This window comes from Paenibacillus sp. FSL R5-0912 (genome assembly GCF_000758605.1).
Classification (GTDB): Bacteria; Bacillota; Bacilli; order Paenibacillales; family Paenibacillaceae; genus Paenibacillus_AQ.
This window is the reverse complement of sequence record NZ_CP009282.1, coordinates 3652056-3665515: the sequence shown is the minus strand read 5'-3', so window position 1 is coordinate 3665515 and position 13460 is coordinate 3652056. Positions and strand designations below refer to the sequence as shown.

Sequence of the window (13460 nt, the reverse complement as noted above, 5' to 3'; positions counted from 1 at the left end):
CCTCCCGGATGATCTTATTCTTGCGGAAGCGACTTCACCGCATGCTGTTTCAATTTGGCGGTAGCCCGGCTTAACAGCGTGCCTACCACCGGCGGGTTCACACCGAGCTCTCCGGCGATCTCCGCATAGCTGTAACCCGAGTACTTAAGCAGCAGAGCCTGCCGGTCCCGCTCAGGTAGCCCGTCCAGCCAGTTCCTCACATCTTCCTGGTCCAGCTTGCCCAGCACTATTTCTTCCCCCGTAGGGGCTGAGGCATCTGTGTCGTACATTAACTCCTGCTTATTAATCAGTCTGCGCTCCCGTACTTGCTTGTTCAGGTAATCGTAACCGATCCGTGTAAGCACTCTATGCAGCCAGGCTCCCAGAGCTTCGGGATCATCCGGCGGATTTCTGTACAGTCTCAGAAAGACCTCCTGCGCCAAATCATCGGCTGCACTCTCATCCCTTACAAGCGCAGCCAGCTTTCGGCGCACGATTGGATAATGTGTATAAAAAATCGATTTAAAGTTGTCTGATTCCGGAATGTCCATCAGGTAATCCTCCTTATCCGCTGCAGCTATAAGTAAGACGAAGGCTGAGGCAGATTTGTATCATTCCCATTCCAAATGGTCCATCTAATTCTTACCATAAGAGCTGACGGTACGCAAAATAACCCCACAAATTGGGGTATACGGATCTTATTTCTCAGCTATCCACAATTAGTTTGTGCGTAAAAAAAGCAGACATCCAAGATGTCCGCTTCGGATTAAACTATTGTGCTGCAGAGTTACATCAGCTTTTTAATATCATCCTTAATCTGCTCGGACTGCGGTCCGAATACAATCTGTACGGCCCCTTGCCCCAGTCTCATTACACCGGAAGCGCCAAGCTGCTTAAGGGCGGAATCCTTAACCGCCTTTTCATCGTTAACGTTAAGACGCAGACGGGTGATGCAGGCATCGATGCTGCGGATGTTCGCAGGGCCACCGATGTTCTCCAGAATCTTAGCAGCACGGGAAGAAGCCGACACGGTTGTTGTGCCTTTGCCCAAGTCAATCATCTCATCATCTGTATCATCTTCACGGCCAGGTGTTTTGAGATTGAACTTCGCGATAACAAAGCGGAACAATACATAATAGAGTACGAAGAAAGCCAGCCCTACAGGAATTAGAACCCATGCATTGGTTGAGAGCTTCAAGTTGGTCAGGTAGTCAATGAGACCTGCGGAGAAACTGAAACCTAGCCGTACATCTAGAATGTACATCACTGCCATGGACACACCTGTCAGAATCGCATGAACTAGATACAGAAGCGGTGCCACAAACATAAATGAGAATTCCAGTGGTTCGGTAATACCTGTAAGTATAGAGGCAATAGCAGAACCAATGAATATTGATGCTACCATCTTTTTCTTTTCAGGTTTTGCGGTATGGATGAAGGCAAGCGCCGCACCAGGCAAAGCAAACATCATAATCGGGAAGAACCCTGTGGTGAACATCCCTGCACTTTTATCTCCGGCCAGGAAGCGCCAAACATCACCATGGATTACCTCACCGGCTGCGTTCGTATAATCACCAAGCTGGAACCAAGCAATAGTGTTAATGACATGATGAAGGCCAATCGGAACAAGCAGACGGTTTGCGGTTCCGAATACAAATGCGCCAATTGCGCCAAGGCCTACTACCCAGTTCCCGAAATCACTGATGACATCCTGTACCGGGCTCCAGATCATACCGATGAAGACCGCCAGTACCATAGTCGAAGCAGCTGTAACAATTGGAACAAAACGTTTACCGGCGAAGAAGCCCAGCCAATCCGGCATTTTGATATTATGATATTTCTTATACAGGAACGCTGCCCAGGCTCCGGCGAATATACCACCAAGCACACCCATATCCAGCACTACATCATCACCAATGAAACCAAAGGTTGCCGGTACGATTAACAATACTTTGGTAAGAACCATATAAGCAATTAGTGCGGATAAAGCAGCTACGGCATCCCCGGCGAATCCAATGGCGACACCAATTGCAAAAATTAAGGCCAGGTTGCCGAATACCGCACCAGCACCTGCGTTTAAGAATGGAGCAACGTATTGGTTCAAGAATCCACCTATTGTGCTACCCAGATGCAAATCCTTTTCATAATCGAGAAGTCCAAGCCCTTGCAGAATCGCTGCTGCCGGCAATGTTGCGACTGGAAGCATCAGAGACTTCCCTAACTTCTGTAAAAAAGCTAACATAATGAAATCATCTCCCGGTTTCATATTAGTACGTATATGTTTTTATAGCTTTGAAGCCACTGTAAGAATACTGCTCTGTCCCGCAGATATTGCGCCGTAATGGCATTTGACTTCCGGGGTATACTCCTCGCTGCTGGTCACAATGACCGGTGTAATGGTTCGGTACCCCGCTGTCCGTATCGCCTCGAGATCGAACTCAATCAGCGTCTGGCCTGCTTTTACTTCATCACCATTTACAATATGGCTAGTGAATCCGCTTCCTTTTAAGCTGACGGTGTCAATTCCTATATGCATCAGCAGCTGCAGACCGGAGGAATGCTCCAGGATAAGTGCGTGATTGGTTTTGACCACATGAGCGATTTTGCCGTCAAAGGGGGCGATTAATTTCCCTTCGGAAGGTTCTATAGCAATCCCCTTGCCCATATGTCCGCCAGCAAAGGTCTCATCCGGCACTTCGGATAACGGCACGGCTTGCCCGCTGACCGGCGCAGATATCTCAATGCTGGTCTCAGCATGTTTCTCTTCTTTTTTAGATTTCCATCTGGAAAACATAAATTCCACTCCCTGCCTCTGCTATTTGTTTTTCTCTAAGGTCTGGAATAAGCGGTGCAGATGCATGGCCAGAAAGCATATCTCTTCTTCCGGTACGTCTACACCAAGCTTGCCTTGCATGATCTTTCCCATTTTATGAGCGAGCTTATATTCATCCTTGTATTCTTTCTTGATGTGCTTCACGAATGGATTATCTATGAGCGAACCCTGCAGAATCCGTTCAATAGAGAATCTCAAATGAACCATCAGCCGGACATGATTCATACTACCCTGTTCAAAAATAATATTGCGTTCGTTGCGGATCATATCCATCAGATCACTGACGATGTTAGAGGCCTTGACTAGCTGACCAACCGGCACATTGCTGACCGCAGAATATACGTGATAGGTGAGGAATCCGACTTCATCTTCAGGGATCCGCACCTCAAATTCCGCGCTGATCTTCTCCGATGCCTTGTAAGCGATCTCAAATTCCCTGGGAAAGGTCATCCGGGTTTCCTCAAGGAACGGATTGACAATGTCCATCCCGCTCCGCAAGCGGAAAATGGTGAACTGGATATGGCTGGGGAGCGCCAAATAGATCTTGTCGTTTAACTTGCCGGGAAACTCACGGGCGATATCCGAAATAATCTCATCCGTAATCCTCATGACCTTAGGATCTATATCTTCCAGCAGAATCTGATACTGGCTCCATTCTTCCCGGTCCTCCAGCCGAAACAGCTTCTCAATCCGGGGATCATCCGCATCAATCACACCTGCGTCTTTAAGCGCAAAACCGATGCCCTTGCCGATAATCACGTATTCCTTGCTTTTCTTACCTCCTTGAACCATCACGACATTATTTCCGATCACCCGCAAAACCTGAAATTGTTCATTTTCCCTCGCCAAGTTCTCCCTCCTTTCCGTCCATTGCCTGATTTTTCGCACAAAAAAGAGCCAAGACTGACTCAAATGAATGAAATCAGATCTTGGCTCATGCCCTATAAAGGTAACACGCCACTTGCATATAAATGATCATTTATGATCTCATAATAAATCATACCTTGTGTTCCGTCAATGGGTTTTTCGAAAAGTCAAGTTTTGCCCCTGCCAGTCTGCCTGTATCGTTGTAGTCTGCACCATTATTCAGTATTTATGCATAATAATCCCTTATTTCCACATGAAAAAAGAGTCAGACAAAACTCTCTAGAGGAGTTCTTACCTGACTCTTCAGTTGTAGACTTATTAAGCCCGTTCCTGTATCCACCGGCACATCCGGCTGACTACATCTTTCATTACTACAGGTTTGCTTATGAAATCTGATGCTCCTGCGGTCAGACACCGTTCACGGTCTTCCTTCATAGTCTTGGCTGAAATCGCAATGATCGGAAGCTCTGTGAGTAATAGTTCTTCCCGGATAATAGACAAGGTATCGTAGCCATCGAGATTCGGCATCATGATGTCGAGCAATACAATATCCACATCAGGCTGTTCTCTGACAATCTGCAGACACTCGTAACCTGTCTGGGCAGTGAGGATATTCATTTCATAAGGCTCCAGGCCCTTCTGCAGTGCAAAAATATTACGCGTATCATCATCTACAATCAGAACAGTTCTGCCTTGAAGCTTCTGGAACTCCTTATCAAACAGTAAATCTTTGCTGTTGGCCACCGTCCCGCGCAGGGCAGCCTCTGCCTGTTCAGAAGCTGCTGCAGCCTGAGTCTGCCCCGGAAGGCTATCTGGCTCTTCCCCGCTGTCCAGCTCACGGCATGGAAGATAAAGCGTGAACGTGCTGCCTGCACCCTCTTCACTCTCCAGGCTGATATGTCCGCCCAGCAGCTTGGCTAACTGAAGCGAAATGGACAGCCCCAATCCGGTTCCTCCGAATCGGCGGGCAGTCGTCCCATCAGCTTGACGGAAGGCCTCAAAGATCAGTTCGCGGTTCTCCGCCGAAATGCCGATACCCGTATCTTTTACCGCAAAGGACAGTAAGGTATCATTCATGGCGTAATTCATATTCGAGTAGGAATCCAGCTTATGGACATCCACAGAAACTGAACCATGCTGTGTGAATTTAAACGCATTGGATAGCAGATTACGCAGGATCTGGTGCATCCTCATTTCATCGGTGAAGAACAGATCGGGAACCTCTGCGCCAATGGTCACCTCAAATTCTAAATGCCTTCCCTCAGCGAGCTTACCGAAATAACCTTGCAGCAGGGACGGCAGCTCTGTAAGATTAACGGCATCCATTTCCACCAGCATTTTGCCGGCCTCTACCTTGGAGAGATCAAGAATATCATTAATCATACTCAGCAAATCACTGCCGGAATTGTAAATTACAGAGGCATACCCCTGTTCTTCTTCTGTCAATGTGTGATTACGGTTCTCCGTAAGCAGCTGTGAGAGAATCAGCATGCTATTGAGCGGAGTGCGCAGTTCATGTGACATATTGGCCAGAAATTCCGATTTATAGCGGGAGCTTAGCTCAAGCTGTTCATTGTACCGCTCCAGCTCTATTGCTGCGTTCTCTGCCACAGACTTCTGATCCTCAAGCTCCTTGTTCACGGTCAGCAATTCACTGGTCTGGTCCTGCAGCTCCTCAGTCTGTACCTGAAGCTCCTCCGACTGCACCTGCAGCTCTTCGGATTGCACCTGCAGCTCTTCATTCATAACCTGTGATTCATGCAGGAGCTTCTGAATCTCCATTCGGGTCATTACGGAATTGACGGTCACGCCCATCATTTGCAGCAATTCATCCAGCAGCTCGAAATGATATGGCGCCCACCGCGTAAGCGCAGCAACCTCCAGCACTGCTACCGTCTTGTTCTCAAAAACAATCGGAGCGATGACCGCAAACCGCGGAGCAGTCCTGCCCAAACCAGAGGAGATATAAATATAATCCTCCGGTAGATGCTCAATAATGTTAACCCGCTGATCCAATGCGCACTGGCCGATCAAACCCGCTCCAGGCTGAACGAGATCTCCGCTTAAACGGGCTTCTTTGTTCTCGGCTCCAGCATAGGAGTACCTCCGCTCAAAAAGCTCATCCCGGTTAAGCACAAATATAGTCGCGTACTGCATTTCCAGCATCAGCGACAGGCGGTTGATAAAGATCCGGCACAAAGCAGCCATATCCGTCGTTTCCTGCAGTGCAATGGACATCGAAGTAAGCTGTTCGCTGTTCCACTGATCCCGCTGCACAGTGTCCAGCAGGCCATTGGTCGCTTCTCCCAATTCATAGATCTCATCAAACGTCTTCACTTTGATTCGCTCTGACCTATTCCCTCCGCTGGCTATTTCGTTAATGGCCCGGATTACACTGTGCAAAGGATTCACAATGCTGGCTGAGAGCAGATAGGTAATGAGTGAGGCTAATACGGCTACGAGACCCCAAAGAATGTACATCGTAATAAGCAGCTTATGGTTACTGTCTTTGAGATTGTTAATGCGCTCTTTGGTAAGCGTGCGTTCAATATCGCGAAAGTAATCGGATTGCGTACGAATCGCATCGATCACTATTTTACCTGCGTCATTGCGAAAAAAAGCACTTACAGTCTCATTCTGGCCATTCCGCTTCAGATCAACTACATATTGACCGGCCTCATCGATCCATTTCTCAATATTATCTGAAATGTTATTCAGGTTCCCGACTTGCTCCGGGTTATCTGTAATCAGACCGTGTAGCTTCGCGAAATTAATCCGCCATTCTACAAGTCCGTTACTATATGGCTCCAGGTAAGACTCGTCCCCGGTAAGGGCGTACCCCCTTTGCCCGGTCTCCATATCCAGAACATTTTTTTCAATTTGATATGTAAGTTCATGAACCTCGATATCATGGTCACTCAGGAACACGGTTTCTTTCTCCAGGCTGGTAATCCTGTTGGAGACGATAACCAGAAACAGCCCCAGCATTAATAAAATGATGACATATCCAAGTGCGATTTTGCCACGGATCTTCAAGCTCCACGCATGCTTCTCCGGCAATGGTCCAACCCCCATTTTGCGTTATAATATACTTTATTTCCTATAATTGTAAAGTCTGGTGCAAGGGGTAACAGGTAGACCGGTTTCCAGGTGTAAAGTCCTACAAATATCCTTCTGTACGCGGTAATCTGTCCTTGAGCTGCCGTACATTAGCTTCAAGCTTAATAATAATTTCTTCCAAATCCAGCGGGTCGATCCCTTTGATAACCGGAGCAGGCGCTGTTGCTGCCTTGGTCTCGGCCTTCAACTCCTTCATTTCAATCTGCTGCTCCTGCCACTTGTCCATCAGATCGGCAATGGTAGCATAGAACCGCTCATAATCCTTAATTACACTATCCAGAAACGTATCCACTTCCTCGGCATCGTAACCGCGAAGCTTCATGCTGAATTCCTTCTCATGAATAGTAAGTGCATCCAGAGTAATACCTAGCTGGCTGAACAGCTTTCTTTGCTTGTCCAACCGGCGTTTCATATGTTCGTCCATTTAAGTAACCTCCAAAGTTATGCTGCTTTCATCCGGCAGTAATTATTATAACAGGGTGAAAGCAACCTGAAAACATCACTAAAGTTGCATTTAAGCAGAAGTGAGCCTGCTGATTGCACTCTGGGACAATAGGGTAAGGAAAGATTACAACAGTATAACCACTACACACATCCGAAAGGAAGATGACCCGATGAGCCACTTAACAAAATCAGAGTTGACTAAGCTCCAGCAGCTACTTGAGGAGCGCAGAACAGAACTGGAACAGCATTTCTCCAGCAACGGGGCGGAAGACAGCCTGCTGGGCGATTCACTTACACTCTCTACGGGAGAACTCTCTTCTGTCGATAACCACCCTGCCGATACAGGAACCGAAACCTTTGAACGCAGCCGTGACCTGTCCATCAACACTTCACTATCCCAAGAATTAACCGATATCGAAGCTGCCCTTCAGAGGATTAAAGACGGTACTTATGGAATCTGTGAAATCAGCAAGCAGGAAATTCCTTATGAACGTCTTGAAGCCATCCCCCACACCCGTTACGCTGTTGAATATGCCCCGTCCAGCCGGAATTCAGACGTGCGTCCCGTGGAAGAAGAAGTCATGACTCCGCCGCCTTCCGGCGCAGGCCAGGGACGGCAGGAGCATAGCGGGAGATTCGATGACGCCGGTGCCTGGGAAGCAGTCGAGGATTACGGCAGTGCGAGCTCACCTGTTCCCCCTCCGGGCCAGGATACCGAATAAGAGGATTCCTGCGCTACGGGCAGAATGGCGGGTCAATAGATTAGCTTCAAAAGTTGTCTGCGACCGCCTTATTCAATATCCCCAGACAGCGGTCCAGATCAGTCTTCACCTGCTTTTTGTACAGCTTGGCCTTCTCCTCCCCGTCGGCAGTGAAATGATATAGGACAATCTCCTGAAAATCGACTTTGGGATCACTGCCCTTTAGCTGCTTCGTGCGGAAAAGTATCCCCTGCTGCACTAATTCATGCAGCGCACGGTAAATTTCACTTTGGGGAGGGGAATACCCATACGCTTTGAAATCTCTCCGCAAATCCTCCAACATCTGATAACCGTATCCTTTGTGCTGTTCCACCATAGTAATCAGATATACCTTTATAAACGCCCGCTGTGCAATCATGAACGCCATAGGTCACCTCCTGGGTGTTTTTTTGATTTGGATTCTTTGATATGGTTTTTGATATGGCTTTTTTATGGTTTGTTTTGGCTTCCTTATTACCCTAGTATAAACCCTATTTCCCATCTTTCACAACAAGTTATGCCCAAGTTAAATTCAGGACATCGGGAGGGTTTGAATACTAGCCTCCTTTTTCCGGTTTGAAAATTTGATAGATACATGTTGAGTGTGATTTAAGGTGTATGAGTGTGTAGGCACGTGTTGGTATTTTTTTATATTTCTATTGTGAATTATTCATATAATGAATTTGCAGAATAACAGGAATCAGTGGGGCGAAGTAGCCTTGCTTGCTCAAGCGGACTGATTAGTCGGAAGAACCCTCCAATTTCATGGTGTCGAAATATACTATCGGTCGATTCCATTTTGATCCCTCGTTGAGCTGGAGTTTTCTTTGTTTCTTGGCAGCTGTATACCTGTACTGACCGGACTTATCTATATTTATTTATTAATTGGGAGTTTATTTAATGCTATCAACCTATTATGAATTTTTCACATAGTGATATTATACAATTTTTCGGGGTTTGTTCTTTGAACTTCTGTTGTCTCTTATGGTCTTTTGTTGGTCTCCAGTTGGTCTATATTTATTTATTTTATCGATCTATTTAATCTTTCCTATTACTTCATTTGTTTTGTTTGTTTGTGTGTTCTTGGTCGGTTTTTGTTTTTCTATTTTCCCTTGTCTGTTTGTATCTTTTGTTTATTTCTTCATAATGCTTGAGTTACTATTGTGAATTTTTCATGTATTGAAATTTCAATTCTCGCTACATATTTATTGTTGTAAATGCAACATAAATCATGTACTATTTTTTTACCTCCATGTGACAATATTATTACGGGCTGCAGAAGTCACGGTAAAATCACCCGAGCGAACAGTCCTAAATGTTGTACAAATTGCAACTTGTATGTATTGATCCAAGCTGATTCGTAAGGATTTTTAGTTAGTGCCGTTAGTCTCTGAAGTTCAGCTTATACAGGGTAGTTGTAATAACGGGAGCTTGATTGGATTAAGGAGGAGTCATACATGAGTATAACTATAACAAAATGCTCGGCCGGCGATTTGGGCTTGCTTCAAGAAATTAGTGTTGAGACCTTCAGGGGTACCTTTGAGCATCAAAATTCAGCGGAGGTTATGCAAACCTATTTAGAGAAAGCTTTTAACCTGGAGCAATTAAATATCGAGTTATCTAATACCGCTTCTGAATTCTATTTCATCTACTCCAAAGGCGAGCCTGCCGGGTATTTGAAAGTAAACACGAATGAGGCCCAATCTGAAAATATGGGTAACCGTTCGCTTGAAATCGAGCGGATCTATATCAGGAGGCCTTTTCACAATCAGGGACTTGGAAAATATCTGATAAATAAAGCCATAGCAATTGCGGTTGAGCGGAATATCGATAAAATTTGGCTGGGCGTGTGGGAACGAAACGGGGGTGCGATTGCTTTTTATACAAAAATGGGGTTTGTCCAGACCGGTACGCATTGTTTCTATATGGGCGACGAGGAACAGACTGATTATATAATGACCAAAATGCTTAACAGCACCGCAGCAGAGGGAACAATAATCACTTCAGAAAAGCATTCATAGACCCTACGGACTCTTAGACGATACCTGCTCGATATCCCTCCCAAAGCAAAGACTGCCCCAGGCCGAATGCTCCTGTGAGGCAGTCCTTGTTATCCTTTATATCATTTTGAAATGAATCTGCTGATTTACATTTTGTCGCGGTTATAGAGGTCCGGATCTCTGTCGGCGTTCATCGCACCTCTATTACCCAGCGTGTTGCCGACCCTTGTATCCTCCGGAATAATATCGGGATTCGTAGGTCCACGGTCTGCCAGTGTGCTGTTTACGGTATCGTCTGCATAGAGGCTGTCGTAACGGCTTGCATTGAGGGAACGGTTCCCCCGGAAAATATTATGGATATCCCTGCCGCGGCCGTTGTCATCAACGAGGACGAGGATTTTGCCGCTGTCCACGTATCCTTCGTAATCACGGGCTTCATCCTCCGGAATGCCGAGTCCGATTAATCCGCCCACCAGTCCGCCTGCACCTGCGCCAATTGCAGCGCCTGTCAAAGTGGCTACAATGGGACCTGCTGCGAGGATCGGTCCTATCCCCGGGATAGCGAGTGCGCCGATTCCTGCTAGTAATCCGGTGATTCCGCCGACTACGCCCCCGGTTGCCGCTCCTGTTGCTACGCCTTCCGGCGCCATCGTTCCTGTATCCTTGGAAATGCTTTTTAAATCATCACGATCCCGTGTAATTACTGAAATATTGTCGTTAGTGAACCCTTGACTCTGTAAACTTTCAATTGCTCTGGTCGCTTCTTGTTCTGTGTCGAATACACCTACGATTTTATCTGTCACTTGAAGCCCTCCTTCGAAATTGTCGTTCGCTATTGTATTACCCATTCACAGGTGTGCCAAACAGCGATTCCAATTCTTTGCGGGCTAATTTGCGTTAATATGCAAAAATGTTTATTTGGACGGGCGGGTGCGGTTGGTTGGAATAGCCTGCAGCGGGTCATCCGGCCAGTAGTGCTTAGGATAGCGGCCTTTCAAATCTTTTTTGACCTCAAAATATGTGCCCTGCCAAAAGCTGGCCAGGTCTGAGGTCACCTGCATCGGCCTTCTGGCCGGAGACAACAGATGCAGCAGTACCGGAATCTTCCCTCCGCCAATCCTCGGTGTATCGGTCTGCCCGAACATTTCCTGCAGCCTCACGGCCAATACCGGAGATCCCGGATTGCTGTAATCCAGTGGAATACGCGACCCGCTAGGCACGGTAATATGTGTGGGCGCCTCTTTGTTCAACGTCTGCCTGCTGTTCCAGTCCAGCATACTCTCCAAAGCCTGGGTCAGATTCACACGCTGCAGATCGCGCAGATTACGCATTCCGTGGATATACGGGGCCAGCCATTCGTCCAGGGTACCGCACAGCGCAGCATCGGACATATCCGGAAAGTCCGCCCGCAGGGCATGCAGGAAGCCCATCCGCTGGCGCAGCTGGATGGTTCCCTTTTCCCACGGCAGCCGTTCCAGCCCTTCTGCGGCAATCACTTTCAGCAGTACGCGTTCCGTCTCCTCTGGGGTTGCGCGTTCATGCGTCGTCTCCTTCAGGATGAGCGCGCCCAGCCGGGTTACTCTGCGCGCCTTCACGCTTCCGCTCTCGCTGTCCCAGTAGACTTCGCGCTCTTCAAGAAGGCTGTCCGCATGATGCTTCAGCAGATCCTGCTCGGAGAGCTCTGCGGCAAGCATGATCCGGCTCTGCCCGGCACGATCATCCACGCCGGGCGCCACAATATAGGGCGAGCGCGCCAGCGGCTGGCCCTCACGCATCGCCGCCCCCCGACCTCCGGAGAGCAGAAACGCGCCATCGCCGCGTTTTTGCCCGATGCGGTCGGGATAGGCGAACGACAACAGCAGCCCGCTGAGGCTGATGTTGTCAGGCGGTCCGCCCGGCGCTGCCTGCAGCTGCGCCAGGAAGTTCCGGCTCTCGCGCTGCACCGCGCGAAGGGCCGCCGGGTCCGCTCCGCCGCCGGCAGCGGAGCGCCCGGACCCGAGCAGCGCCTCCACGCGCAGCGTGAGGTCGCTGCTTAGTGCCGCGGGACCCTTGAAGAGGTCCCGCTCCTGCAGCAGCGCCGCGAGCAGTGCCGCGAGCGGCGCTGCTGCAAGGTCTGCCGCGCGCAGCAGCATGTGCGCGATGCGCGGGTGCGCGCCTAGCGCGGCCATGCTGCGGCCGTGCGGCGTGATGGCGCCGCCGGCGTCTAGCGCGCCGAGCTGGCGCAGCAGCGCCGTGGCCTGCGCGTAAGGCGCGGCAGGCGGCGCGTCGAGCCAGGCGAGCGCTCCGGGCCCCGGCACGCCCCACAGCGCCAGCTCCAGGGCGAGCTGCGCCAGGTCGGTCTCCATAATCTCCGGCACGTTATCGTCCGGAAGGCGGTCATGCTCTTCCCGGCTCCACAGCCTGTAGCATACGCCCGGCGCCGTGCGGCCGGCCCGGCCGCGCCGCTGATCCGCCGAGGCCTTCGAGACCGGCACTGTGGTCAGCCGCGGCATGCCGGTGCGCGGAGAGAACACCTGGGTCCGTCTTAGTCCCGTGTCAATCACCGTGCGCACACCTTGAATCGTCAGACTGGTCTCGGCGATGGATGTCGCCAGGACGACCTTGCGTTCTCCCGGTACAGCCGCTGCGACCGCTTCATCCTGCATCTGCTGCGGCAGCTGGCCATATAGCGGACGCAGCACAGTTCCCTCCGGAAGACCACAGGAGGCCAGTTCCTGCTCCGTCCGCCGGATCTCCCGTTCGCCCGGCAGGAAGACCAGTACATCCCCCGGCTGCTCGGCAAGTGCCCGGCGCACGGCAGCCGCTGCCGCTATCTCTGGATAGATCTTTTCGGGGCCCGGTACATACACCGTTTCAACCGGATAAGTCCGTCCCGGACAATGGACTACCGGCGCCCCGCCAAGCAGAGCCGATACCCGCTCACCATCCAGTGTCGCCGACATCACCAGAATGCGCAGATCCTCCCGCAGTACACTCTGTGCTTCGAGCGTCAGCGCCAGCCCCAGATCAGCATGCAGGCTCCGCTCATGATATTCATCGAAGATCACGAGTCCGACATCACCGAGCGAAGGATCGCTTTGCAGCATTCTAGTTAACACGCCTTCTGTAACTACAACGATACGCGTATTCCTGCCGACCCTGGTATCCATCCGCATCCGGTATCCGACCGTCTGGCCGACCGTTTCACCGAGACAGGAAGCCATATAAGCCGCCGCCGAACGGGCTGCTAGACGTCTGGGCTCCAGCATGAGAATGGTTTTACCGGCGAGCCAAGGCTCGTCCAAAAAAGCCGGAGGGGTCCCTGTTGTCTTACCCGCTCCCGGCTCGGCGATCAGTATTGCCGCAGTAGTATCTCTAAGTATTCTTTTCAGGTCAGGGAGCACCTGCATAATTGGAAGCTGCTTCATTTCATCTCTCCATCATCCGCTACAAATTAGGTGTAATTTGAATTAACATACTTTAATCAGGTATATCCAT

At 49.7% G+C, this 13460-nt stretch carries 11 protein-coding genes; 2 read left to right on the top strand and 9 right to left on the bottom strand.

What is annotated here, in order from left to right; translation table 11 throughout:
* Nucleotides 1-14: 14 nt before the first annotated feature.
* From R50912_RS15490 to R50912_RS15465, 6 genes are all read right to left on the bottom strand, one after another.
* Nucleotides 15-530 carry a sigma-70 family RNA polymerase sigma factor gene (locus R50912_RS15490; RefSeq protein WP_042236145.1) on the bottom strand — a complete coding sequence of 172 codons (516 nt, stop codon included), beginning with the start codon at nt 528-530 and terminating at the stop codon, nt 15-17.
* 236 nt (nt 531-766) lie between these two features.
* Entirely contained in the window at nt 767-2221 is a 1455-nt protein-coding gene (locus R50912_RS15485; RefSeq protein WP_042236143.1) for a PTS transporter subunit EIIC, read from the bottom strand.
* 42 nt (nt 2222-2263) lie between these two features.
* The gene (locus R50912_RS15480; protein ID WP_042236141.1) at nt 2264-2773 is read right to left on the bottom strand and encodes a PTS sugar transporter subunit IIA; all 510 of its coding nucleotides are present in this window, start codon (nt 2771-2773) and stop codon (nt 2264-2266) included.
* A gap of 21 nt (nt 2774-2794) precedes the next feature.
* Nucleotides 2795-3661 carry a PRD domain-containing protein gene (locus R50912_RS15475; protein ID WP_081956514.1) on the bottom strand — a complete coding sequence of 289 codons (867 nt, stop codon included), beginning with the start codon at nt 3659-3661 and terminating at the stop codon, nt 2795-2797.
* Between the two features lie 336 nt (nt 3662-3997).
* Nucleotides 3998-6739: a CHASE3 domain-containing protein gene (locus tag R50912_RS15470; protein ID WP_052416370.1), complete on the bottom strand. Its 2742-nt coding sequence runs from the start codon at nt 6737-6739 to the stop codon at nt 3998-4000.
* Between the two features lie 100 nt (nt 6740-6839).
* The gene (locus tag R50912_RS15465; protein ID WP_042136936.1) at nt 6840-7223 is read right to left on the bottom strand and encodes a DivIVA domain-containing protein; all 384 of its coding nucleotides are present in this window, start codon (nt 7221-7223) and stop codon (nt 6840-6842) included.
* A 190-nt stretch (nt 7224-7413) separates the two neighbouring features.
* On the opposite strand from R50912_RS15465, the gene R50912_RS15460 reads away from it, so the two are divergent.
* Nucleotides 7414-7965 carry a TraR/DksA C4-type zinc finger protein gene (locus R50912_RS15460; RefSeq protein ID WP_042236139.1) on the top strand — a complete coding sequence of 184 codons (552 nt, stop codon included), beginning with the start codon at nt 7414-7416 and terminating at the stop codon, nt 7963-7965.
* Nucleotides 7966-8011: 46 nt separating this feature from the next.
* Here the strand turns inward: R50912_RS15460 and R50912_RS15455 are convergent, their stop codons facing one another.
* Entirely contained in the window at nt 8012-8371 is a 360-nt protein-coding gene (locus R50912_RS15455) for a replication termination protein (RefSeq protein ID WP_042236138.1), read from the bottom strand.
* Between the two features lie 1069 nt (nt 8372-9440).
* On the opposite strand from R50912_RS15455, the gene R50912_RS15450 reads away from it, so the two are divergent.
* Nucleotides 9441-10004 carry a spermidine/spermine N(1)-acetyltransferase gene (locus tag R50912_RS15450; protein ID WP_042236137.1) on the top strand — a complete coding sequence of 188 codons (564 nt, stop codon included), beginning with the start codon at nt 9441-9443 and terminating at the stop codon, nt 10002-10004.
* Between the two features lie 125 nt (nt 10005-10129).
* On the opposite strand, the gene R50912_RS15445 is transcribed toward R50912_RS15450, so the two are convergent.
* Together R50912_RS15445 and hrpB are read right to left on the bottom strand one after the other, a co-directional pair.
* Nucleotides 10130-10786 carry a general stress protein gene (locus tag R50912_RS15445; protein ID WP_052416368.1) on the bottom strand — a complete coding sequence of 219 codons (657 nt, stop codon included), beginning with the start codon at nt 10784-10786 and terminating at the stop codon, nt 10130-10132.
* 111 nt (nt 10787-10897) lie between these two features.
* Nucleotides 10898-13390, bottom strand: coding sequence for an ATP-dependent helicase HrpB (hrpB, locus tag R50912_RS15440; protein WP_042236136.1), 2493 nt, complete (start codon nt 13388-13390; stop codon nt 10898-10900).
* Nucleotides 13391-13460: the final 70 nt, after the last annotated feature.